Source organism: Paraburkholderia sp. CI2, from assembly GCF_014201055.1.
GTDB classification, from domain to species: Bacteria; Pseudomonadota; Gammaproteobacteria; order Burkholderiales; family Burkholderiaceae; genus Paraburkholderia; species Paraburkholderia tuberum.
Map to the genome: position 1 here is coordinate 156986 of NZ_JACHDL010000003.1, position 23008 is coordinate 179993.

20 protein-coding genes and 1 pseudogene are annotated in these 23008 nt (G+C 62.4%); 15 read left to right on the plus strand and 6 right to left on the minus strand.

Annotated elements, in window-relative coordinates:
* Positions 1-263 precede the first annotated feature (263 nt).
* Positions 264-1502, plus strand: a complete 1239-nt coding sequence (locus HDG32_RS06315; protein WP_184064485.1) for an MFS transporter — start codon at positions 264-266, stop codon at positions 1500-1502.
* Positions 1503-1568: 66 nt separating this feature from the next.
* On the opposite strand, the gene HDG32_RS06320 is transcribed toward HDG32_RS06315, so the two are convergent.
* The 3 genes from HDG32_RS06320 to HDG32_RS06330 form a co-directional block, all read right to left on the minus strand.
* The gene (locus tag HDG32_RS06320) at positions 1569-1907 is read right to left on the minus strand and encodes a ribbon-helix-helix domain-containing protein (protein WP_184052147.1); all 339 of its coding nucleotides are present in this window, start codon (positions 1905-1907) and stop codon (positions 1569-1571) included.
* A 128-nt stretch (positions 1908-2035) separates the two neighbouring features.
* Positions 2036-2614, minus strand: a complete 579-nt coding sequence (locus HDG32_RS06325) for a DJ-1/PfpI family protein (protein ID WP_184064488.1) — start codon at positions 2612-2614, stop codon at positions 2036-2038.
* 334 nt (positions 2615-2948) lie between these two features.
* The gene (locus tag HDG32_RS06330) at positions 2949-3434 is read right to left on the minus strand and encodes a MarR family winged helix-turn-helix transcriptional regulator (protein ID WP_090808939.1); all 486 of its coding nucleotides are present in this window, start codon (positions 3432-3434) and stop codon (positions 2949-2951) included.
* Between the two features lie 222 nt (positions 3435-3656).
* Here HDG32_RS06330 and mhpT point away from each other — a divergent pair, with 222 nt between their 5' ends.
* Positions 3657-4886 (plus strand): 3-(3-hydroxy-phenyl)propionate transporter MhpT, encoded by a 1230-nt coding sequence (gene mhpT / locus HDG32_RS06335; RefSeq protein ID WP_184064492.1) that lies wholly within the window; start codon positions 3657-3659, stop codon positions 4884-4886.
* A 58-nt stretch (positions 4887-4944) separates the two neighbouring features.
* Here the strand turns inward: mhpT and HDG32_RS06340 are convergent, their stop codons facing one another.
* On the minus strand, positions 4945-5844 hold the full coding sequence (locus HDG32_RS06340; RefSeq protein ID WP_184064495.1) for an amidohydrolase family protein: 900 nt from the start codon (positions 5842-5844) through the stop codon (positions 4945-4947).
* 33 nt (positions 5845-5877) lie between these two features.
* Positions 5878-6291, minus strand: coding sequence for a MarR family transcriptional regulator (locus HDG32_RS06345; RefSeq protein WP_311539611.1), 414 nt, complete (start codon positions 6289-6291; stop codon positions 5878-5880).
* Between the two features lie 214 nt (positions 6292-6505).
* On the opposite strand from HDG32_RS06345, the gene HDG32_RS06350 reads away from it, so the two are divergent.
* The 5 genes and pseudogenes from HDG32_RS06350 (at position 6506) to HDG32_RS36255 (ending at position 11685) form a co-directional block, all read left to right on the plus strand.
* Positions 6506-7333 (plus strand): p-hydroxycinnamoyl CoA hydratase/lyase, encoded by an 828-nt coding sequence (locus tag HDG32_RS06350; protein WP_090810398.1) that lies wholly within the window; start codon positions 6506-6508, stop codon positions 7331-7333.
* A 38-nt stretch (positions 7334-7371) separates the two neighbouring features.
* Positions 7372-8823, plus strand: a complete 1452-nt coding sequence (locus tag HDG32_RS06355; protein WP_184064501.1) for an aldehyde dehydrogenase — start codon at positions 7372-7374, stop codon at positions 8821-8823.
* A gap of 72 nt (positions 8824-8895) precedes the next feature.
* On the plus strand, positions 8896-10776 hold the full coding sequence (locus HDG32_RS06360; protein ID WP_184064504.1) for a feruloyl-CoA synthase: 1881 nt from the start codon (positions 8896-8898) through the stop codon (positions 10774-10776).
* A 62-nt stretch (positions 10777-10838) separates the two neighbouring features.
* Positions 10839-11210: pseudogene (locus HDG32_RS36250) on the plus strand (acyl-CoA dehydrogenase family protein); the annotation flags it as partial.
* A 196-nt stretch (positions 11211-11406) separates the two neighbouring features.
* Entirely contained in the window at positions 11407-11685 is a 279-nt protein-coding gene (locus HDG32_RS36255) for an acyl-CoA dehydrogenase C-terminal domain-containing protein (protein ID WP_311539612.1), read from the plus strand.
* Positions 11686-11712: 27 nt separating this feature from the next.
* On the opposite strand, the gene ppk2 is transcribed toward HDG32_RS36255, so the two are convergent.
* Positions 11713-12528: a polyphosphate kinase 2 gene (gene ppk2 / locus HDG32_RS06370; protein WP_184064507.1), complete on the minus strand. Its 816-nt coding sequence runs from the start codon at positions 12526-12528 to the stop codon at positions 11713-11715.
* 231 nt (positions 12529-12759) lie between these two features.
* Here ppk2 and HDG32_RS06375 point away from each other — a divergent pair, with 231 nt between their 5' ends.
* The 8 genes from HDG32_RS06375 to HDG32_RS06410 all read left to right on the plus strand — a co-directional run bounded on the left by HDG32_RS06375 (position 12760) and on the right by HDG32_RS06410 (position 23007).
* Complete coding sequence (locus HDG32_RS06375; protein WP_184064511.1) at positions 12760-13440, plus strand: hypothetical protein; 681 nt, start codon at positions 12760-12762, stop codon at positions 13438-13440.
* A gap of 283 nt (positions 13441-13723) precedes the next feature.
* Positions 13724-14311: a YSC84-related protein gene (locus tag HDG32_RS06380; RefSeq protein WP_409340005.1), complete on the plus strand. Its 588-nt coding sequence runs from the start codon at positions 13724-13726 to the stop codon at positions 14309-14311.
* Between the two features lie 937 nt (positions 14312-15248).
* Positions 15249-16718, plus strand: a complete 1470-nt coding sequence (locus tag HDG32_RS06385) for an ATP-binding protein (protein WP_184064514.1) — start codon at positions 15249-15251, stop codon at positions 16716-16718.
* Positions 16715-17338: a response regulator transcription factor gene (locus tag HDG32_RS06390; protein WP_018424532.1), complete on the plus strand. Its 624-nt coding sequence runs from the start codon at positions 16715-16717 to the stop codon at positions 17336-17338. The genes HDG32_RS06385 and HDG32_RS06390 overlap by 4 nt, the downstream gene beginning before the upstream one ends.
* Positions 17339-17500: 162 nt before the next feature.
* Complete coding sequence (locus HDG32_RS06395; RefSeq protein WP_090808964.1) at positions 17501-17887, plus strand: response regulator transcription factor; 387 nt, start codon at positions 17501-17503, stop codon at positions 17885-17887.
* A 216-nt stretch (positions 17888-18103) separates the two neighbouring features.
* On the plus strand, positions 18104-18496 hold the full coding sequence (locus HDG32_RS06400; protein WP_184064517.1) for a hypothetical protein: 393 nt from the start codon (positions 18104-18106) through the stop codon (positions 18494-18496).
* 16 nt (positions 18497-18512) lie between these two features.
* Positions 18513-19760, plus strand: coding sequence for an efflux RND transporter periplasmic adaptor subunit (locus HDG32_RS06405; protein ID WP_184064520.1), 1248 nt, complete (start codon positions 18513-18515; stop codon positions 19758-19760).
* 13 nt (positions 19761-19773) lie between these two features.
* Positions 19774-23007 carry an efflux RND transporter permease subunit gene (locus HDG32_RS06410; protein WP_184064523.1) on the plus strand — a complete coding sequence of 1078 codons (3234 nt, stop codon included), beginning with the start codon at positions 19774-19776 and terminating at the stop codon, positions 23005-23007.
* The last annotated feature ends 1 nt before the right edge of the window (position 23008 follow it).

The following is a 23008-nucleotide window of genomic DNA, read 5'->3' on the forward strand; positions in this document are numbered from 1 at the left end:
ACATTGTGGAAGACTGTCAAGAAAACAGTAGGAGCGTCGATGGTCTGGCCAATGCGCATCACGTTGCTGATGGCGAACGCTTCCGTGCCGACGCATATGGAAGAGCCGTACGCGGTCGTTTCACGGGACTAGCTGACTCATAGCGAGATATCGCCGCAGAGGCATTGTTCAGCCACACCTTCTAGTCTTTTCATCGGACGACTCTTTTTCGGACATGAGACCCAGTCTAAAGTACGAGACTTCAATCTGGCATCAAGGTCGTCATGCAAATCGATACACCTGCAATCCCGGCATCGTTGGAAGGACATTCAACCTCCGCGGGTCAATGGCTCTCGGTCATAGCGGTAGCGGTAAGCGCATTCGCCTTCGTCACGGCCGAGTTTTTGCCTGTCGGGCTGTTGCCGCAAATCGCACACGACCTCGGCGTGTCGACCGGTGTCGCAGGCCTCATGGTCACCACGCCCGGCGTGATGGCCGCGATATTGGCGCCGACGCTGATAGTCAGCGCGGGCCGCATGGACCGCCGGTACGTTTTCCTGCTCCTCACTGCGGTACTGTTGATCGCGAACGTCGTGTGTGCCATCGCACCGAACCTCGCGATCATGCTCGTAGGACGGGCTCTGCTTGGCGGCGCGCTGGGTGGCTTCTGGACTCTGGCGACGGCGGCGGCTCCTCGACTCGTGCAAGCAAAGGACGCCGCCAAAGCGACCGCGACCATTCTGACCGGCGTGACCTGCGCAACCGTGATCGGCGTGCCGCTCGGGACGTTCATCGCATCGTTTGCATCGTGGCGCATGGCGTTCGCCGCCACCGCGGGCCTCGTGTCGCTCGCCTTACTGGCGCAGGCGTTCCTCGTGCCTTCGTTGCCGTCGGCATCGGCGTTGCGGATCGCCGATTTCAAAACCCTGCTTGTCCGGCCTCATACGAGGTTGAGCATGGTGATGGTCGCGCTCGTCTTCGGCGCGCATTTCTCGACCTACACGTATATTGCGCCGCTGCTCGAACACGACTTCTCGTTGAGCGCCATCACGCTGTTGCTGTTCGGATTCGGTCTGATCGGCTTCTTCTCCAATGCGTTGACATCGATGGTGATTTCGGACCATCTAAAGAAATCCGTCGCCGCGATGGTTCTGCTGCTATTGGGCGCGATGTCGTCGATGTTGCTGCTCGAACATTCGCCGATCGGCGAGACCGCGGGGATGCTGCTGTGGGGAATCGCGTTCGGAGCGCTTCCGCTTTGCTTCAGCGTGTGGATTCAGCGCGGCACGACAGACCTGCCCGAAGCGGGGTCGGCCATGTTCGTCAGCATCATCCAGGTGGCGATTGCGGTGGGCTCGGCAGTGGGGGGCACCATTGTCGACCGTGCGGGCGTTCACGCTGACTTCACGCTGGGACTTGGACTCGCGCTACTGGGCCTCGTGGCACTGCAACGGCTTGCTGTATGGGAACGGCCGGCCACGGCGGCTTCCCTTGATTGCGCCTGCGATGCGTCGGTTGACTGACGCGTCGAGACAGTACGTCGCGTGACTGGACCGCACCGCGCTAGCCAGCCGTTGCGACGGAAGCCGTCAAACAGCCGTCTTCACGACTCTGGGTTGAAACGGGGCGTTGAGCGACACGTCGCCAGCGGCCTCGTTGCGGGCGGCGCTCGTCGATAGATAGCGCAAACAGCACACGCGCAAAAAAGACGCGAAATTCAACGGCTCTTCGCCACGCAAGGCGACCAGTTCGTCGTGAAGCTTCACTACGAACTGGGTCGTCGTCACGTTCTCGCGGTTGGCGATTTCCCGAAGCACGTCCCAGAAGAGATTTTCGAGCCTCACCGTGGTCACGACGCCATGAATGCGCAGCGCGCGCGTACGCGACTCGTAGAGGATCGGATCAGCGTTGACATAGACGTTGCACATACGTTCAGCCTTTCTCGCGAATGATGACGTCGCAGGACGCGAAGCGCGCGGCGCGGGCGCTCATGCCGTCGTGATCGAGCCTAACACGGTTGGTCGCCCGCGCCGCGCCTCGGTCGAGGCGCGCTCCTTCAATGCGCGATGCGCGTGCCCAGCAGCGCAAGGAACTGCGCAAGCCAGTTCACGTGCGAGGTCCATGCGGGCGCGGTGACGAAGTTCTCGTCGGTGATCGCGTCAGGCCAGTCGAGCGCCACGTACTGCGCGCCCGCGAGCTTCACTTCGGGCGCGCAGGCCGGATACGCCGAGATGCGCCGGCCTTCGATCACACCTGCCGCAGCCAGCAGTTGCGCGCCGTGGCAGACCGCGGCAATCGGCTTCTTCGCTTCGGCGAATTGGCGCACCCAGCCGATCACCTCGTCGTTGAGCCGCAGATATTCGGGGGCGCGGCCGCCGGGCACGAGCAGCGCGTCATATTGGGCGGGGTTCACCGACGCGAAATCGGCGTTCAGCGTGAAGTTATGGCCACGCTTTTCGGTGTAGGTCTGATCGCCTTCGAAGTCGTGGATGGCGGTGCGAATCGCGTCGCCCGCGCGCTTGCCGGGCGCGACGACGTCCACCGAATGCCCGACTGCCGCCAGTGCCTGAAACGGCACCATCAGCTCATAATCTTCGACGAAATCGCCGGCGATGATAAGAATTCGCTTTGACATGCTTCGTCTCCTCTCGAATGGGGTGGGAAATGGCGAGGCGGACGCGCTATCGCGGTGTGAAGGCGGCGGCCGTTGAGAAGCAATATAGCGATCGACGCAGTGGGCCAGGTAATACGCGGCTAAATGCCGACCAGGGATTTCACTGAGCTGAACGGAAATCAGCCCGAATGCGGCAGACGATCGCGGTAGGTGGAGCGATCGGTAAGGGAAACCAAAGGCCTGCGTCTCAGCGAGATCGACGGGCGGTCGCTGAGGTTTTCCTGCTTCCATCAGGCGAAAGAAATAGAGTCGCGCTCCATTCGAGTGCGACTCTTTTATCATTGGGAACGTCCATTCAACCGCGCAGATTCGACACACATCGCTGCAGCACCTTGCGCAGCGTATCGACCGGGATTTCCGTTACTCCGTCCAGCATGGACGCTTCGAGCGCGTCGATCGCCGAATCGCATTCCTGCAGTACCCGACGCCCTTCGTCGGTCAGAAACAGATGAATCAGTCGACCGTGGGTAGGATGCCCCACGCGTCCGACCCAACCGTTGGCTTCCATCGTCTTGACAACTTCGTTGGCCGACTGCGGCGTGATGAACGAGCGTTCGGCGAGTTTCGCATTGGTCATCGCGCCGCTGGCGCTGATGACGGAGAGCGCGGTGAACTGAGGCAAGGTCAGCCCGAATTCACCCAGTACATCGATCAAACTGCGTTTGAGCAGGCGGTCGAGTTGGCCGACCACATAGGAAACGCGGGAAGGTGGCGCACCGGTTTTCGTTGAACCGGCCTGTTTGGCAAGGGGCGTTCGCCGCTTCTCCATTGTCTTGATCATTATCAGGTTGCCTTAGGTGTTTCTACCAGGCATATCATATTCTACTTTCAATATCAGGCATCCTGAGACTAGACTCATCATCAATTCCGGGGGCGCTGTGGGAAGGAGTCTGATAAGTGGCGCAAGATCATTGTCAGAAATCTTCTCCTTCCCATGGCCGCTTCGTCGAAGAACGAAGCGTGGCTCGCCTCTGGCAATTCAATCAAAGGTGAAGGAGACGTCATGTCAAGTGTTGCTAATCGGTCGAGTGCGGTGGGCTCCAGTACTGCACTAACGTTGGCATTGTGCTTTCTCGTCGCGGTGCTGGAGGGTATCGACCTGCAGTCCACTGGCGTCGCGGCGCCTCGAATGGCGCACGAGTTCGGCTTGTCGGTCAGCCAGTTGGGGCTCGCTTTCAGCGCCGGCATGCTGGGGCTTTTGCCGGGCGCGACGATCGGTGGCAGACTCGCCGACCGGATCGGCCGCAAGCGCGTTCTGATGATCTCGATGGCGATATTCGGCATCTTCTCGATTGCGACCGCGCAAGTCTGGAGTTTCGAAAGTCTGCTGATTGCTCGCGTGCTGACGGGCATCGGGCTCGGCGGCGCGATGCCGAACCTGATCGCGTTGTCGTCCGAGGCGGTCGATCCGCGTCACCGCAACACCGCGGTTAGCGTCATGTATTGCGGTATGCCGCTCGGCGGCGCGCTTGCCGCATTGATCGCCGTACTGAGCGCGGGTGCTACCGCGTGGCGTCATATCTTCTACGTGGGCGGAGCCGGACCGCTGATCATCATTCCGCTGCTGATGGCATTGCTGCCTGAGTCGCGCGAATTCGCCACCGAATCGCGGGAATTCACGACGGCGGACAAGCCGCTCCTTTCGACGCGCGAAGTCCTGTTCGGCGAGGGGCGCGCCGCCGCGACGATCGGTATCTGGATCAGCTTTTTCTGCACGCTGATCGTTCTTTACTTCCTGCTGAACTGGCTGCCTTCGTTGACCGTGGGGCGCGGCATGAGCCGCTCGCAGGCGGGGATTGCCCAGATCTTTTTCAACGTCGGCAGTGTGATCGGCGTACTCGGCATCGGTCTGCTGATGGACCGCTTCAGACAAGGCCTGTCAGTGACGGCAATCTATGCGTGCATCGTCGGTGCATTGGTCGCGCTTTCGCAAGTCGCCAGCATCGAGACACTGTCCGTTGCCGTGCTGTTTGCCGGAATGGGCGTCGTCGGTGCGCAGTCGATGCTGTATTCGCTGTCCGCCGCCAGCTATCCGACCAGCGTGCGTGGTACGGGAGTCGGCGCCGCAGTGGCGGTGGGACGCGTCGGCTCGATTGTCGGCCCCGTAGCCGCCGGGCAACTGCTTGCGATGGGAAAGAGCTCAGCGCTCGTCATCGGCGCGAGCGTGCCGGTGACGATCATCGCGGCGATTACAGCATTGCTCGTCATTCGCTCCAACGCCGCGAAACGCTAACTCTTCGTTGATGGACCCAGCTGGCCCGGCGTTTTCGCGCCGGGCCATTTTTCATGCGTCATTCGTGATTCGTCGTGCCTCGGGCCCGCAGATCAAGCAACCTGACGGCGTTCTCCTTCAGAACGAGCGGCTTTACTTCGGGCTTGATGTCGAGCGTATCGAAGTCTTCGAGCCAGCGGTCCGGGCGGATCAGTGGGAAGTCGGACGCGAACAGCACCTTGTTGCGCAACAGCGTGTTCGCATATTTGACCAGCTCGGGCGAAAAGTACTTCGGCGACCAGCCCGACAGATCGATATACACGTTCGGCTTGTGCAGCGCGATCGACAGCGCCTGCTCCTGCCATGGCCAGGAGGGATGCGCGATCACGATCTTCATGTCAGGGAAGTCGGCGGCGACATCGTCGAGGTAGATCGGCTCCGAATACTTGAGGCGCAAACCGCCGCCGCCGCGCATGCCCGAGCCCATGCCCGAGTGTCCACTGTGAAAAACCGCCGGCAGCCGGTACTCGGCAATCACTTCGTAGAGCGGGTATGCCATGCGGTCGTTGGCGAAGAAACCCTGCATCGTGGGGTGAAACTTGAAACCGCGCACGCCGTGCTCCTCGATGAGCCGCCGCGCTTCGCGCGCGCCGAACTTGCCTTTGTGCGGATCGATGCTGGCGAACGCGATCATGATGTCGGAGTTTTTCTGCGCGAACTCCGCGACCTCTTCGTTCGAAATGCGACGGCGCCCGATGTTCGCTTCGCAGTCGACGGTAAACATCACGAAGCCGATATTGCGCTCCCGATAGTGCTCGATCGTTTCGGGAATGGTCGGGCGGCACCCTTGTTTGAGCACGGTGCCGAAGTATTTGTCGGCGGCTTCGTCGAATTCATTTGCAAACAGGTCCGGCGGTTGGCAGCACGACACCTCGGCGTGCACGTGGGTGTCGATGGCCTTCAGTTGATCGATGTTCAATGGGGTCTCCTATGTGTAATTAACGCTGATGCGTCAGGCTGCGCGAAGATTGCGCACGCACGTCAACAGCAGGTTTTTCAGCATCTGTGAATCGTGTTCATCGATTTCGCCGAGCATCGATTGCTCGACCCTGTCAGCGGCACCGTCGCACTGAGCCAGCAATGTTTCGCCGGCCTTCGTCAGCGACAGCAGCCCGACGCGACGGTTGAGCGGACCGGCCACGCGCGTCACCCATCCATTCGCTTCCATCGATTTGACGACCGCGCTGGCCGCTTGCGGCGTGATCAACGAGCGCTGCGCGAGCTGTGCGTTCGACGAACGTGCGCGCGCCCGCAGCACCGACAGCGCGGTGTATTGCGGCAACGTCAGACCATGCGAGGCGAGCGCTTCGGAAAGCTGCCGCGTGAGAATCTTGTCGAGCTGCCCGGCCAGGTAGCTGAGACGCACCGGAGCGGCAGCGTGCCTTCGATCGCGCAGGTTGCGCAGGTTGCGCCGCGCCGTGGCGCGCGCTGTCGATTCAGACCCTGACGGCTTTCTCGTGATCGTCGGCATAGGCGGTTAGGGGTTTGTACCAAGACTTCGATATTGTACTTTACTTATCAGGTCACCTGATATTAAATTGAGCTCAGGCCGCGAGGGCGGCATTGATACGGAGAAGCAGATGAGTTACGAAGGACGCTGGAAAACGGTCAAGGTCGCGGTGGAAGGCGGAATCGCCTGGGTCACGTTCAATCGTCCGGATAAGCGCAACGCGATGAGCCCGACGCTGAACAAGGAAATGATCGACGTTCTCGAGACGCTCGAACTCGACGCCGAAGCCCAGGTTCTCGTGTTGACCGGCGAAGGCAGTGCATGGACGGCCGGCATGGACCTGAAGGAATATTTCCGCGAAGTGGACGCGGGCCCGGACGTGCTGCAGGAGCGGATTCGCCGCGACGCGAGCCGCTGGCAATGGCAATTGCTGCGCATGTACTCGAAGCCGACGATCGCCATGGTCAACGGCTGGTGCTTCGGCGGTGGCTTCTCTCCGCTCGTCGCCTGCGATCTCGCGATCGCCGCGGACGAAGCCGTGTTCGGCCTGTCCGAAATCAACTGGGGTATTCCGCCGGGCAACCTCGTGAGCAAGGCGATGGCCGATACCGTCGGTCATCGTGAAGCGCTGTACTACATCATGACGGGCGACACCTTCACGGGTCCGCAAGCCGCGAAGATGGGTCTGGTGAACAAAAGCGTGCCGCTCGCGCAACTGCGCGACGAAACGATCGCTCTCGCGGCGAAGCTGCTGAACAAGAACCCGGTCGTGCTGCGCAACGCGAAGCATGGCTTCAAGCGTTCGCGCGAACTCACGTGGGAGCAGAACGAAGATTACCTGTACGCGAAGCTCGACCAGGCGAACTATCGCGATCCGGAAGGCGGCCGCGAACAGGGCCTCAAGCAGTTCCTCGACGACAAGAGCATCAAGCCGGGCTTGCAGACCTACAAGCGCTAAGCGGCGCACTTCAGCAGGACGACTGAGGAGACGAACACATGCATCAGACGAACCTTTTGATTGGCGGCGCGAGACGTGCCGCGTCGAACGGCAAGACCTTCGAGCGCATCAATCCCGCGACGGGGGCGGTTGCCACCCGCGCCGCGGCGGCCACCGTCGAGGATGCCGATGCGGCCGTCGCCGCGGCGGCGCGCGCGTTCCCGGCATGGGCGGCGCTCACGCCGACGGAGCGCCGCAAACGCCTGCTAGCCGCCGCCGACCGCATGGACGCGCGCACGGCCGAGTTCATCGAGATCGGCGCGGCCGAAACGGGTGCGATGGCGAACTGGTACGGCTTTAACGTCATGCTCGCGGCCAACATGCTGCGCGAAGCCGCGGCGATGACGACGCAGATCGACGGCGCGGTGATTCCGTCCGACGTCCCGGGCAGCCTCGCAATGGCCGTGCGCCAGCCGTGCGGCGTCGTGCTCGGCATGGCGCCGTGGAACGCGCCTGTGATTCTCGCGACGCGCGCGCTCGCCATGCCGCTCGCGTGCGGCAACACGGTCGTGCTGAAGGCATCGGAAGGTTGTCCCGGCGTGCATGCGCTGATCGGCGAAGCGCTGAACGACGCGGGTCTCGGCGAAGGCGTCGTCAACGTGCTCACGCATGCGCCGGAAGACGCGCCCGCGATCGTCGAGCGTCTGGTCGCGAATCCTGCCGTGAAGCGTGTGAATTTCACCGGTTCGACGCGTGTCGGCCGCATCGTCGCCGAGCTGTCCGCGCGCCATCTGAAACCCGCATTGCTCGAACTGGGCGGCAAGGCGCCGGTGCTCGTGCTCGACGACGCGGACCTCGACGCTGCCGTCGAGGGCATCGCGTTCGGCGCGTTCTTCAATCAAGGGCAGATCTGCATGTCGACGGAACGCGTGATCGTCGATCGCAAGGTTGCAGATGCGTTCGTCGAAAAGCTCGTCGCGAAAGCGCGCACGCTGAAGGCAGGCGATCCGACACAGCCGGGCTCGATCCTCGGCACGCTCGAGAGCGAAGCCGCCGCGCGGCGCATTCGCGCGCTGGTCGAAGACGCCCGCGAAAAGGGTGCGAAGTTGCCGCTCGGTTGCGAGGTGAAAGGCGCGATCATGCAGCCGGTGATCGTCGAGAACGTGACGCGCGAGATGAAGCTTTATGCCGATGAATCGTTCGGCCCCGTGGTGACGGTGCAGCGCGTGGACGGCGACGAAGAGGCGCTGACGGTCGCCAACGATAGCGAGTACGGCTTATCGGCCGCCGTGTTCAGCCGCGATATCGCACGCGCGATGAACGTCGCGAAACGCATCGAGTCGGGCATCTGCCACATCAACGGCCCGACCGTGCACGACGAGGCGCAGATGCCGTTCGGCGGCGTGAAGGCGAGTGGTTATGGGCGCTTCGGCAGCAAGGCGTCGATTCCCGAGTTCACCGAGTTGCGCTGGATCACGGTGCAGACGAGTCCGCGTCATTATCCGATCTAGACGTCGGCTCCCGGCCGCAACGATTGCGGCCACCTCATCCTTGCATGAAATGGCACAATCAGGAGACAGGTTTTGGAATCGGAGCACAGCCACGCAAGCTCTCTGGCGACCGGATACAGGAGCGTCGCCGTCGGAGCACCTTCAGCGCGGATCGAGAAACGCGGCGACTGCTGGTACCTCGAGACACCTGAACCTCTGGGTCCGTTTCCGGAGCGCTTTACGGACCGCCTGCTGAGCGGCGCACGCGCGCATCCCGACCGGCTGCTCGTCGCACGACGCGATGCCGGTGGCGCGTGGCAGGGCATCACGTATGCGCAGATGCTCGAGCGCGCGCGTGCGATCGGGCAGGCGCTGCTCGATCGAGATCTCAGCGCGGAACGCCCGTTGGTGATCCTGTCGGGCAACAGCGTCGAACATATGCAACTCGCACTCGGCGCGATGTGGGCGGGTATCGCTTACGCACCCGTTTCGCCGGCCTATTCGTTGATGTCGGGCGATTACGGAAAGCTGCGCCATGTCCTCGAACTGCTCAAACCGGGTCTGGTCTACGCGGACGATATCGGCGCATACACAGCGGCGCTCGATGCCGCGCTGGGAAGCGACGTCGAACGTGTCAGCGCGGTGCCCGCGCCAAACGCGTCGAGAGTGACGCGCTTCGACGCATTGCTCGACACGGCCCCGCGCGACGTCGACGCTGCCAACGCGCGCGTGAACGGCGACACGATTGCGAAGTTCCTGTTCACGTCCGGCTCGACGAACCTGCCGAAAGCCGTGCCGACGACGCATCGCATGCTGGGCGCAAACCAGCAGATGCTGCTCGAAACCTTTCCGCAGTTCGGCATCGAGCCGCCGGTCCTCGTCGACTGGCTGCCGTGGAATCACACGTTCGGCGGCAGCCACAACGTCGGCATCGTGCTGTACAACGGCGGCACGCTCTATATCGACGACGGCAAGCCCGTGGCCGGCAAATTCGACGAGACGCTGCGCAATCTGCGTGAGGTCGCGCCGACCATCTACTTCAACGTGCCGAAGGGTTGGGAAGAACTGACCATCGCGCTGGAAAAGGATGCGGCGCTGCGCGAGCGGTTTTTCTCGCGCGTGAAGATGTATTTCTTCGCGGGCGCCGGTCTGTCGCAGGCGGCGTGGGAGCGTCTCGAGCGCGTAACGCTCGAACATTGCGGAGAACGCATCCGCATCATGGCCGGGCTCGGCATGACCGAGACCGCGCCGTCGTGTCTGTTCACGACGGGACCGGTATCGTGCGCCGGCTATATCGGCTTGCCGCCGCCCGGGTGCCAGGCCAAGGTCGCGCCCGTCGATGACAAATTCGAAGCGCGCTTTCGCGGCCCTCACGTGATGGGCGGTTACTGGCGAGCATCGCCGGCGCTTCAGAGCAGCGTGTTCGACGATGAAGGCTACTACCGCACAGGAGACGCCGTGCGTTTCGTCGACCCGCAACGTCCCGAACTGGGCCTGATGTTCGATGGCCGCATTGCGGAGGACTTCAAGCTTGCGTCTGGAACGTTCGTCAGCGTCGGGCCGATGCGCGCGCGCATCATCAGCGAAGGGGCGCCCTACGTTCAGGATGCCGTCATTACGGGGATGAATCGCGACGAAGTGGGCGCGATGATTTTTCCGCGCCTCGACGCGTGTCGCTCGTTGGCGGGTTCGCCCGCCGATGCGAGCGCCGAGGACGTGCTCAACACGGCCGCCGTGCGCGACTTCTTCAGCGAACTCGTCGCGCGGCTGAATCGGAGTGCGACGGGCAGTGCCTCGTTCATTGCCCGCATGCACCTGCTGAGCGTGCCGCCGTCGCTCGACCTCGGCGAGATCACCGACAAAGGCTCGATCAATCAGCGCGCCGTGCTCCAGCACCGGGCCGCGCTCGTGGAAGCAATGCACGAAGCCGACGCCGCCGACGCGACCGTGATCCATGCGCGCAGAGGCAGCTAGTCCAGGGACAGGAACAAATGACGTTGACTTATCAGGCGCCGCTACGCGATATGCGCTTCGTGATGGACGAGTGGCTCGACGCCACTTCGTGGTGGCGCGACGTGCCCGACTGGCAAGACCTCGACTCGCAGACCGCGCAGCAGGTGCTCGAGGAAGCGGCGCGTTTCGTCGAGGAGCGCATCGCGCCGCTCAACGCGAGCGCCGATCTCGAAGGATGTCGTTTCGACGCGGGCAAGGTGACGACGCCCGCGGGCTTTCGCGAGTCCTACGCGGAATTCGTCGAAGCGGGTTGGCCGACATTATCGCTCGACACCGGGCACGGCGGACAGGGCCTGCCGCAGCTTCTCGACGTCGCACTTCAGGAAATGCTCGCGGGCGCCAACCATGCATGGTTGATGTCGCCCGGGCTCACGCACGGCGCGACGGCATGCTTGCAGACGTATGGCAGCGAACGCGTGAAAAAGGCATTGCTGCCGAAAGTCGCGAGTGGTGAGCGGCTATCGACGATGTGTCTGACCGAGCCCCAGGCCGGCAGCGATGTCGGCCTGATCCGTTCGCGCGCGGCTGTGCCAGGAGTCCGATCCGCCGGTTCGTGCCGCCGGCGCGAAGCTCGCAGAGCTCGCACAGACAGTGGAGAGCACGACACGGTCGATCAAGGCACGCCACGCGCAAGACCCGGAGACGGCATACCGGGTCGCGGACGACTATCTCGCGATGCTTGGCTGGATGCTGCTGGCGTTCGCATGGGCGCGCACGCTGCGAATTGCGACGCCGCAATGCGAGGCGGAAACGTTCTATGTGGAGAAGCGGGAGACGGGCCGCTTCTTCTTCGACTACCCGCTCGCGGCCTTCGCTTATCGCCGCAGCCTCGTTGAAGCCGGGTGCGAGGCAACGCTGCCGTACGTTTGAAAGTCAGCTTGAGCAACACCTGCCTGATCAATACCGCTCGGCCACGTATTTAAACGGATAGTCTGGTTCCTTGTATCCGTCGGGCTTTTGCCGTTTCGGCAGCGAGACCTTCTTGCGGGCAGGCTGCTTGTACGGAATCCTCTGAAGCATGTCGCTGATGATGTTCAGTCGCGCGCGCCGCTTGTCGTTTGAATTCGCTATGAACCACGAAGCATAGTCGGTGTCCGACGCCGCGAGCATCTCATCGCGGGCACGCGAGTAGTCATACCATCGGCTATAGGATTTCAGGTCCATCTCGGTCAGTTTCCAGATCTTGCGACCGTCGTGGATGCGTGCCTCGAGACGTCGGGTCTGTTCCTCGGGGCTGACCTCGAGCCAGTACTTGAGGAGGAGGACCCCGGATTCGACGATCGCCCGCTCGACGAGCGGCACGGCCTTGAAGAACGTCTGCACGTCCTCTTCGGAGCAGAAACCCATCACGCGCTCGACGCCCGCGCGGTTGTACCAGCTGCGGTCGAAAATGACGATCTCGCCCGCGGCCGGCAAGTGCGGCACGTATCGCTGCATATACATCTGGCTTTTTTCACGTTCGCTAGGCGCGGGCAATGCAACGACGCGGAAGACGCGCGGACTGACGCGCTCGGTCATCGCCTTGATCGTGCCGCCTTTGCCCGCGCCGTCACGTCCCTCGAAGACGACGCAGACCTTGCTTCCCGTTTGCACGACCCATTCCTGCAGCTTGACCAGCTCGACATGCAGATCGAAAAGCGCCTTGCGATATTCCTTGTACGACAGCGCCCTGTCTTGCTCGGGCTGCTCGTTGTCCGACTTCGTTTTGGCCATTCTCTTCTCCCCAGCGCGGACTGTTCCAGCGTACTACGCAATGATCCATTCCCACGGTAGAGCGCGACGCGAACCAGGGCCATACGACCTTGGTCCAATATCGCCGGTACAGGGCGCGCTGTATGCTGCGGGCGTCCGCTCGCGCCTGCCCGATCCGACTGTCCTCGTCACGCCTCATCCGTATGCCAGCAACGGGCGGGTTCGGTTCACGTCATCGCCACGGGAGGCCTCATGGATGCCACGGGTCACACGGAGCAGGAAAACTTCGGCGATAGGGAGCCGGTTCTCGATGTCGTCGATCGAGTGTGCGAGTTATGTTTCGGCCTCTTCATGGCGCTGACGTTCGTCGGCACCGTCTCGGCCGTCGGCGCGGGTGCCGACGCGGGGCACAAGATGTTCTACACCGCGCTCGGCTGCAATCTCGCATGGGGCCTCGCGGACGCGGTGATGTTCCTCGTGCGTACGCTGGTGGCTCGCGGCAGGCGTGTGACGCTTGCGCATTCCGTGCGAAGCCAGCCGAATGCGGCCGCGGGCGTTCGGACGCTTCACGACGCAATGGCCGCGTGGCTCAGACCGTTGATCGGCGATATGGAGCTCGAGTCCATCCGCAGGCGTGTTGCGGCGCGGCCGGATCTGCCGCAGCGGGCAGTATTCGTGCGCGACGATTTCACCGCCGCCGCGGCTATCTTTGTGCTCGTAGTAGCCGCAACATTCCCGGTCGCGTTGCCCTTCGTGCTGTTCGCGAACGTTCCGACGGCGTTGATCGTCTCCCGTGTCTTGACTATCGCGATGTTATTCGGCAGCGGCATGGCGCTGGGGCATTACGCGGGATTTCGCGGCTGGCAGGCCGGCCTTGCGATGGCGGCGGTCGGCGTCCTGCTCACCGTGGCGATCATCGCGCTCGGCGGATGATCGAGGTCGGCCCCGCCAATCAGCTTCGCTGGCTTCGCGTTTCATTCATCATCGACACCGCGCTTCCTGTAAGACCAAGGTCCGATTCCGCAGCGGTTTCAGCGTGACATCATGTATCTGCAAGCGTTGTAGTCGTCGCATCCGGATACCGAAGAAAATCGACGGGCGGCGATGGCATTGATGGTTCCTTGGGCGGCTATGCCGCTTCACGGCGGAGAAAAAAGATCGAGGCTTCCAGCCATCAGGACTGGCGACTCGGATCGTAACCAGAACGGAGTCGATAGTGAACAGACGGAACTTTGTGCACACGCTCGCGCTTACATCCATGGCCGCGAGTCTGGCTTTGGCGGGTTGCACGACGACCGGAGGCAGTGGCGAGAGCGCCACTACCGACGCCGCCAAACGGCAGGAGATCGACGCGGCCGTGAACGGTGCGCTGTCGAAATTGTTCGAGACGGTGCAAGGCTCGCACGAACTGGTATCGAAGGCGCAGGGCGTGCTGGTGTTTCCTTCGGTGAAGAAGGCGGCGTTCATCGTCGGTGGCGAGTACGGCGAAGGGGCATTGCGCGTCGGCGGAGCGACGGTCGGCTATTACAGTACCGCCGCGGCATCGTTCGGATTGCAGGCCGGCGCGCAGTCGACCGCCGTGTTCTTCCTGTTCATGACGAAAGATTCGCTCGAGAAATTCCGCAACGCGAAGGGCTGGTCGGTGGGCGCCGATGCTTCGGTTTCACTGCTGAAGGTCGGCGCTACCGGCGCGGTCGATACCTCGTCGGCGACCGCCGAGGTCGTCGCGATGGTCTTGACAAATACGGGCCTAATGGCAGACCTGTCGCTGGCCGGCACCAAGGTTACGCGCATGAATCTGTAACAGGGCGCGGCAAGCAGCGGCATTCGATCGAATCGTCATGGCGCTGTCACACGGTGGCGCGTCTATCGCGTGTTGCGCGGTTTCGCTACAGCCAGGCCGCGCGACACGCTACGCGTGCCTTGGCACGGTGACGCGCAGTGGATAGTTTTTTGGCGGACTCACCTCGCCAAGCCTCCCTATCATCCCTCCCGTTGTTCCCACGAAATGCTGCGAGCCAGATGCGCTCGCGACTCGCAGCCACGCTGCCTGTAATCTGCACTGACCGTCCTGTTTATTCAATACCGGTAGAAAAGACGAAGCCGAAACACGCCTTCTCGCCGCGGCGCTGCGTTTAGTCATCTGCCTGGCATAATTTTATTTTTTGTGGTCGATGAATGAAAATGATTCGCACTGGAATAGCGGGCGATAAAAGCGTTGACTTGCTTCAAAAAAACCTATCGCCGACCAATTAATTAAATTGGAGAATTAGCGTTGGGTATACCCGCTGACTCTGCGATTCGCGATGCATGAAAGCTTTACGGTTGGAAGTTTTCATCTGAAAGCGCTATCTCGCCGGGCTTCATGGGCTAGTGCAAATCCGTCACGGCGCAGGGGAACATTGCGGCTCGTACGGCGACGTTGCCAGTTTGCTAACTTTCCTGTGCGTGCAAACGGACGGCACGGACACTGCCCCGCCCGGCAATAATTAACTGCCTAACAAACTCTGTCGGCATTTTCCGATTGATGGCGGACAACGCAGAACACTATTGAGTAGTTTCCCGAGTAAGCGGCATAAATTAAGGTAACCCTTCGGTAAGTGATTCTGGATAGCCTATACTGACTTCCAGCCACCCGACGTGCGAAGTATCGATTGTGAAGTCAATTATGTGGTTCGAAGCCCAAAGATAAAGACGTCGCAGTTGTACGGAATCCGTTCGCACTGGACCCGGAGGTGCCAATGATTAATCTGATCGTGCGTGGCAGACACCTGGCGATCGGGGTAGCGGGAATTCTCACGGCGCTGAACGCGCAACCGCGCCACATGGGTCAAAGCGGCCCGTCACAGATCGACGCTACGCGCAACGACGGTGCTCCACTGTCCGGGCGCGACCCTTCCAGACAGTCTTCACCCAGGCATCACCGGTTTCAGCGCGCTCGCAGTATCTCCGGCGTGTCGAGCCGACAGAGTACCAACGATACCCGCGATACCCACGAGCCGCCGTACGCGTTGCCGGCATGGCGGCGCTGTGTCGCCGCTTGCGCGTCGTGGCTGCGAGGCGAAGGCGATAGCAGCACGCGGCGCGTGCTCGAAGCGAGAATGCCGCTGTGCGAGACGCTCGAAATGTTGCCGGTTCCGATCGTCACGGTCGATCAGCGGGACCAGATCATCTTCGCGAACGCGCGGGCGGCGCAACTGTTCGGCTACACGAGGGAAGAGCTGATCGGCGCGCCGACCGCCAAGCTGTTTCCGATCGATGGCATCAATGCCGATCGGTCGGCCTCAGGCAAGCGTGGCGCGAAGATACAAATCCCCGGCGTCACGACCACGCAGATTCTGATCGCGCGGCGGCGCGATGGGGGCGGCTTTCACGCGGAGGCGGAAACCACGCGATGCCGCGTGCACGATCAGGAATTGCGGATCACCGCGATATCGGATTGCAGTGCGTGCGGCGAAGTCGATGGAAATACGAGGGATCTCGCGCATCTCGCGCGCGTTTCTTCATTGGGCGAACTCGCCGGATCGCTCGCGCACGAGTTGAAGCAGCCGCTTACCGCGATCCTGTTCAACGCGCAAGCCGCACGCAAATTCATGGATGCGGAGACGACCAACGTAGTGGAGCTGCGCGAAGCGCTCGAAGACATCGTGGCCGACAATTGCCGCGCGAACGACGTGCTGCAGAAGATCCGCGCGCTGGTACGCAAAGGCGATATCGAGTTGCAGTTGCTGGACGTCGGCAACGTCGTGCGCGACATCGCGACGCTCGTGCACAGCGATGCGTTGACGCGCAGCGTGCGCACGAGCTTCGACATTCCGAAGAATCTGGCGCTGATTTGCGGCGACAAGGTTCAGCTTCAGCAGGTGATCCTGAACCTGCTGCTCAACGCTTTCGACGCGGTCAAGGATTGCCCTGCCGCGGACCGCCTCGTCGAAACGACAGCGCGTGAGGAAGCGGACGGACTGATACGGATAACGGTAAAAGATCGCGGCCAGGGCCTCGATGTCGACAGCATGGAAAGGATTTTCCGGCCATTTTTCACCACCAAACCGCAGGGGCTCGGACTGGGTCTTTCGATCAGCCGCACGATCGTCACGGCGCACCGCGGCCGGCTGTGGGCGGAAAACAACGAGGGCAAAGGGGCATCGTTTCACGTCACGCTTCCCGTCGCGACCGATATCCGACAGAGACTCGTGCCCCGATCATCATGAACCAGACCAACACTCGCGTCTTCATCGTCGACGACGACGACAGCGTGCGCAGCGCGCTCGCCCGCTTGCTGCGCGCCTCCGGCTACCAGGTCGAATGCTTCGACAGTCCTGAGGCCTTTCTCGAACGAGCCGATCTGACGAGCATGCCAGCCTGCCTCGTTCTCGACCTGCAGATGCCGGGCATGACGGGACTCGAAGTGCAGCGCAAGCTCGATCAGCTGCTGCCGATCGTATTCCTGACCGGGCACGGCGACATCGGCTCGAGCGTCGACGCGATGAAAGGCGGAGCGGTCGACTTTCTGCCCAAGCCGGTGCGCGACTCGCTGTTGCTCGCCGCGGTGGATCGCGCGCTCGCGCGCGCGTGTGTGGAAAGCAGGCGGCGCCACGAACGCGAGGAAATAGAAGAGCGGATGAGGCATCTGACCCGCCGCGAACGCGAAGTCATGGAACTCGTCGTGACTGGCCGCCTGAACAAACAGGTTGCGAGCGATCTGGGCGCGGCCGAAAAAACGATCAAGATTCATCGGGCCCGCGTGATGGAGAAGATGAAGGCCCGATCGATCGTCGACCTCGTTCATCTGGTGCGAAAGGGCGGCGTTTGTACGGCCGACGAAGAATAATCGCCCGAGCCAGGCGCCGACTCCCGCGTTGCGCCGCCACTTTCAGCGGCGCTGGCCGATACCGCTAGTGGACCAAAGTCTTATATCTCATTGGGGTTTCAACCAGTACGCTAAGGCATCAGTGGTCCACTTTCCGGAGCGACTGCGCGTTCGCGCTGTCATATGGTCAACCCTAACCAATTCGTTGCGGTGGTCGACGATGACGAGTCGGTGTGCCGAGCCATCAAGCGTTTGCTGCATTCCGAAGGTATCAGGGCGGAGACGTTTTGCAGCGGTGACGAGTTCTTGAATGCGCTTGTGGCAATTCCGTCGTATCGGCCTGCCTGCGTGATTCTGGACGTCCAGATGCCGGGAACCAACGGCCTGGAAGTCCAGCGTCAGCTCGCGCAAATGGGCGTGCCGGTCATCGTGATTACCGCCTATGACGATCTCTCCGTCCGCCAGACCGCGCTCGCGGCCGGCGCGGCCGCGTATCTGCGCAAGCCTTTCACCAGCGCGATTCTGTTCAAGGCGGTCGAGGTGGCCATCGGCGGTCCGCCGACACCCTGAACGCGCGTCTTCGCGCCGGATGATATGAGACCAAGGTCCGATTGTCGCCGTTTCTTCGGACCACCAAACTGAACTCAGTCAACGCGTCGAACCGAACACCGGCTGCGCCGCACCGAATTCGAAACCGGACAGGTTGCGGCGCGTGCGTGCCTTTGCGCGTGCGATGCGCCGCGCGGAGTGCGGCAGCGTTCAAGGATAAAAGCGGGAGCGCACGTGATGAAATCAATTTCGGTTTGTCTCGCGATTCTTCTCGGTACCGCTGCGATGCAGGTGGGCGCGGCGGACTTCGACGGCAGCAAGCGGCTGATCTGCGCGACGATCGACGCGCACGCCTGCGATCCCGGCATCGCCTGCACGCGCGCGTTGCCCGCGGATCTCGGTCTGCCGAAATTCCTGACTCTCGATTTCGACAAACGCGCGGTCGTCGGTCCCGCGCGCACGACGCCGATGCTGTCGGTCACCAAGGACGCGGATCAGCTCCTGATCCTCGGCAATGAGATGGGCTTTGGCTGGACGCTGGTCGTCGATTCGACGGACGGCGAGATGACGCTGACGATCGCGAACAGAAACGATGCCTTCGTGCTGTTCGGCAACTGCACGCCTTTGTAATCAGGCGGAGTGCGCGATGAAAACCGTACCCGTGTCCCTGGCCTCGCCGCGGCCACATTCTCGCGGCGCTCTCCCATTGCTCGCCATCGTCGCGGCGCTGACGCTGCTCACGTTGCTCGCGTCGTGCAAGAAGGCGCCACCGCCGCCGGTCGTCGCCGCGCCGGAAGTGACCGTGATGACGGTGACGCAGCAGGACACGCCGGTCGACTTCGAATTTACGGCGCAAACGCAGAGTTCGCGTGAAGTCGAGATCCGCGCGCGGGTGGACGGCTTCCTCGACAAGCGCATGTACACCGAAGGCGCGTTGGTCAAGGCGGGACAAACGATGTTCCAGATGGACCGCAAGCCGTTCGAGGCCGCGCTGCGGACCGCGAAAGGGCAACTGGCCCAGCAGGAGGCGCGTCTCGAAGTCGCCAAGGCCAATCTCGCGCGCGTGGTGCCGTTGGCGGCGCAGAACGCGCTGAGCAAGAAGGATCTCGACGACGCGGTCGGCAACGAGAAGCAAAGCGCCGCCGCCGTGATCGCCGCCCAGGGTGAAGTCGACACCGCGCTGCTGAACCTCAGCTACACGACGATCAAGTCGCCGCTGAACGGCCTGGCGAGTTTCGCGCGTCTGCAGGATGGCAGCTACGTGACGGCGACCACGAACGGTTTGCTGACCTACGTGTACCAGCTCGATCCGATGTGGGTGAACTTCAGCATCTCCGAGAACGAAATGCTGAAGTACCGGGATGACATTGCGGCAGGACTTCTGCGATTTCCCGCGCACAACGATTTCTCCGTGCATCTGATTCTCGCCGACGGCTCGCCCTATGCCGAGCAAGGTCAGATCGACTTCGCGAACCCGGCGTTCAGTACCGAAACGGGAACCTTCCTCGTGCGCGCGACCTTCCAAAACCCGCAGGGCACGTTGCGCCCCGGCCAGTTCGTGCGGGCCCGCGTTTCCGGTGCGATCCGGCCCAATGCGACGCTCGTGCCGCAGCGCGCGGTGTTGCAGGGCGCGAAGAGCCACTTCGTGTGGGTCGTCGATAGCGACTCGAAGGCGCATCAGCGCGTCGTCGAGGTCGGCGACTGGCAGGGCGATAACTGGTTTGTTACCGACGGACTCAAGGCGGGCGAGCGCATCGTCGTGGACGGCGCGCTGCGCGTTACCGCGGATTCGCAGCTGAAAATCATCAAAACCCTGGCGGCCGGCGGGAAAAGCCAGGCGGCGGTGGCGACGGCTGCATCGCAAGGCGCCGCGGCAGCGCCCGCCGCCGAGTGACGGGGCAGTCGCCATGAACATTTCGCGCTACTGCATCGATCGGCCGATTTTCGCGTCAGTCATTTCGATCGTCATCACGCTCGGCGGCGCATTGGCGATGTTCTCGCTGCCGGTCGCGCAGTACCCCGACATCACGCCGCCGCAAATCACGGTGTCCGCCACCTATCCGGGCGCCAGCGCCGAGGTCGTCGCGAACAACGTCGCCGCGCCGATCGAGCAGCAGGTCAATGGCGCGGACAACATGATCTACATGAACTCGTCCAGTTCGTCGACCGGCAGTATGACGCTCAACGTGTACTTCCAGATCGGCACGAACCCCGAACTGGCCCAGGTCGACGTGCAGAACCGCGTGAATCTCGCGCTGCCGCAACTGCCGCAATCGGTCCAGGCGCAGGGCATTCAGGTACAGAAAAAGTCGCAGGCGTTCATGATGGTGATCGCGATCTATTCGCCCACCAACCGCTACGATTCGACGTATATCGCGAACTTTACGAACATCTACGTGCTTGACGCGATCAAGCGGATTCCGGGCGCGAACCAGTCGAGTATCTTCGGCACGCCAGACTACGCGATGCGGATCTGGCTGAAGCCCGACCGGATGGCGCAGCTGGGCGTGACGGCCGCCGACGTGCAACGGGTCGTCGCGAACCAGAACCAGCAGTTCGCGGTGGGCAGTATCGGACAGTCGCCGACCAGCGGAGCGGTCCAGCAATCGTTCGCGGTCACGACCACGGGGCGCCTCGCCGAGCCTTCGCAGTTCGACAACATCATCGTGCGCGCCGCGAGCGGCGGCGCGGCGATCGTGCGGCTCAAGGACATCGGCCGCGCCGAGCTCGGCCAGAAAGACTACTCGATTCGCAGCCGCTTCCAGGGCAAGCCGGCCACCGTGCTCGCCGTGTATCAGCAGCCGGGCGCCAACGCGCTCGACGTGGCGAAGCAGGTGCGCACGACACTCGCGGAACTGAAGAAGTCGTTTCCGGAAGGCATGACCTACGAAATCGCGATGGACACGACCGAGTTCACGCGAGCGTCGATCTCGGACGTGATCCATACGTTCTTCGAAGCGCTGGTGCTCGTCGTGATCGTCGTGTTCGTATTCCTGCAAAGCCTGCGCGCGACGCTGATTCCGATCATCGCGGTGCCGGTGTCGATCGTCGGCACCTGCATGTTCATGCTGCTGCTCGGCTTTTCGATCAACATGCTGACCTTGTTCGGCATGGTGCTCGCGATCGGTATCGTCGTCGACGACGCGATCGTCGTGATCGAGAACGTCGAGCGCAACATGACGGTGTACAAGCTGTCACCGAAAGACGCCTCGAAGAAGGCGATGGACGAAGTCGCCGGCCCCGTCGTGGCGATCGTGCTGGTGCTGTGCGCGGTGTTCGTGCCGGTCGCGTTTCTCGGCGGCATCACCGGACAGATGTACAAGCAGTTCGCGATCACGATCGCGATTTCGGTGGTGCTGTCCGGCATCGTCGCACTGACCTTGTCACCGGCGCTCGCCGCGTTGCTGCTGAAAAGCACGCACCACGAGAAGAAGGGCTTTTTCCGCTGGTTCGACAATCAGTTCGCCCGCATGACGTCGGGCTATACACGCGCGGTCAAGCTCATCATCAAGCGCTTTGTCATGGGGCTCGTGTTCTTCGCGGCGATGATCGTGCTGGCGGTGCTGATGGTGCGCTCGATTCCGTCGGCGTTCCTGCCGCCTGAAGACCAGGGTTATCTGCTCGGCGCGGTCATCATGCCGGACGCGGCTAGCCTCGACCGCACCGGCCAGGTGTCGCAAGTCATCACTGACTATTTCATGAAACAGGAGGCGGTCGGCAGCATCACCACGGTCGATGGTTTCAGCCTGCTCGACAGCCAGAACAAGAACAATGCCGGCACCTTCTTCGTCGGTCTGAAGAGCTTCGACGAACGCTATACGCGCGCCAACCGCGCGACGCAGAACGCGCGCCAGGTGCTGCTCGACGCGTATCGCCACTTCGCGAACGTCCAGGAGGGCATTATTCTGCCGGTCAACCCGCCGTCGATTCCGGGGCTCGGCACGACAGGCGGCACAGAGGTGTGGATTCAGAGCAAGGGGGATGCTTCCATCGCACAGCTCGCGGGCGTGGCCGACCAGTTCGTGCAGAAAGCGCGGGCGCGCAAGGAGCTGACCGGCGTCACGATGACCTTCAATGCGGCGTCGCGGCAACTGCTGGTCGACGTGGATCGCGACAAGTCGGAGACGCTCGGCGTGCCGATCGAAGACGTCTATAGCTCGATGCAGACGATGTTCGGCTCGCTGTACGTATCGCAGTTCAACCGCTCGAGCCGGCTGTGGCAGGTGATCCTGCAGGCGGACCCGCGGTATCGCCTGAAGCCTACTGATCTCGATCAGATCTTCGTGCGCAGCACGAACGGCACGATGGTGCCGATCAAGTCGGTGGCAAGCTACCGCTTTACGACGGGCCCGGACCTCGTCACGCGATTCAATAATTTCCCGGCCATCAAGGTCACGGCGAATGCCGCGCCGGGCTACAGCTCCGGACAGGTGATCTCGACGCTGGAACAGATCGCCGCGCAGATGCCGGAAGGCTACGACGTGGCATGGAGCGGCGAAGCATTCGAGGAACGGCAGTCGGGCGGCACGTCCGGGCTGGTGTTCGTGTTCGGTCTCGTGATGGTGTTCCTGATCCTCGCCGCGCAGTACGAGAAGTGGTCGCTGCCGGTCGGTGTGCTGATGGCGGTGCCGTTCGCGCTGTTCGGCGCGTTGCTCGCGATCATGCTGCGCGGCCTGTCCAACGACGTCTACTTCCAGATCGGGCTGACGATGCTGGTCGCGCTCGCCGCGAAGAACGCGATCCTGATCTTCGAATTCGCGGTGCTCAATCGCGAGAGCGGCGCCTCGGTGTTCGACGCGACGATGACCGCGGCGGAAGAACGGCTGCGCCCGATCGTGATGACCTCGCTCGCATTCATTCTCGGCTGCGTGCCGCTCGCGATCGCGACGGGCGCGTCGGCCAACAGCCGTCATTCGATCGGCACCGGTGTGATCGGCGGCATGTTGGGCGCGACGGCGATCGCCGTATTCTTCATCCCGATGTTTTATTACCTGCTCGAAACCATGTCGTCGCGCTCGAAGGGAGGCAAAAAGCCGACGCCGGGCGTGGAGCCCAGCGGCGGCGCAGGACGCGAACCCTCGGCGGTGCCGGGGCCCGGTGCGTCGAGCGAGGCGCCGTCCGCGCCGCAGGCAGGTGAATGAC

Coding starts and splice junctions, on each gene's coding strand:
- HDG32_RS06385 (WP_184064514.1), top strand. CDS start 15,249: ATGATTAATCTGATCGTGCGTGGCAGACACCTGGCGATCGGGGTAGCG.
- HDG32_RS06390 (WP_018424532.1), top strand. CDS start 16,715: ATGAACCAGACCAACACTCGCGTCTTCATCGTCGACGACGACGACAGC.
- ppk2 (WP_184064507.1), bottom strand. CDS start 12,528: ATGGCCAAAACGAAGTCGGACAACGAGCAGCCCGAGCAAGACAGGGCG.
- HDG32_RS06400 (WP_184064517.1), top strand. CDS start 18,104: ATGAAATCAATTTCGGTTTGTCTCGCGATTCTTCTCGGTACCGCTGCG.
- HDG32_RS06375 (WP_184064511.1), top strand. CDS start 12,760: ATGGATGCCACGGGTCACACGGAGCAGGAAAACTTCGGCGATAGGGAG.
- HDG32_RS06320 (WP_184052147.1), bottom strand. CDS start 1,907: ATGTGCAACGTCTATGTCAACGCTGATCCGATCCTCTACGAGTCGCGT.
- HDG32_RS06395 (WP_090808964.1), top strand. CDS start 17,501: ATGGTCAACCCTAACCAATTCGTTGCGGTGGTCGACGATGACGAGTCG.
- mhpT (WP_184064492.1), top strand. CDS start 3,657: ATGTCAAGTGTTGCTAATCGGTCGAGTGCGGTGGGCTCCAGTACTGCA.
- HDG32_RS06315 (WP_184064485.1), top strand. CDS start 264: ATGCAAATCGATACACCTGCAATCCCGGCATCGTTGGAAGGACATTCA.
- HDG32_RS06330 (WP_090808939.1), bottom strand. CDS start 3,434: ATGATCAAGACAATGGAGAAGCGGCGAACGCCCCTTGCCAAACAGGCC.
- HDG32_RS06355 (WP_184064501.1), top strand. CDS start 7,372: ATGCATCAGACGAACCTTTTGATTGGCGGCGCGAGACGTGCCGCGTCG.
- HDG32_RS06405 (WP_184064520.1), top strand. CDS start 18,513: ATGAAAACCGTACCCGTGTCCCTGGCCTCGCCGCGGCCACATTCTCGC.
- HDG32_RS06350 (WP_090810398.1), top strand. CDS start 6,506: ATGAGTTACGAAGGACGCTGGAAAACGGTCAAGGTCGCGGTGGAAGGC.
- HDG32_RS06325 (WP_184064488.1), bottom strand. CDS start 2,614: ATGTCAAAGCGAATTCTTATCATCGCCGGCGATTTCGTCGAAGATTAT.
- HDG32_RS06410 (WP_184064523.1), top strand. CDS start 19,774: ATGAACATTTCGCGCTACTGCATCGATCGGCCGATTTTCGCGTCAGTC.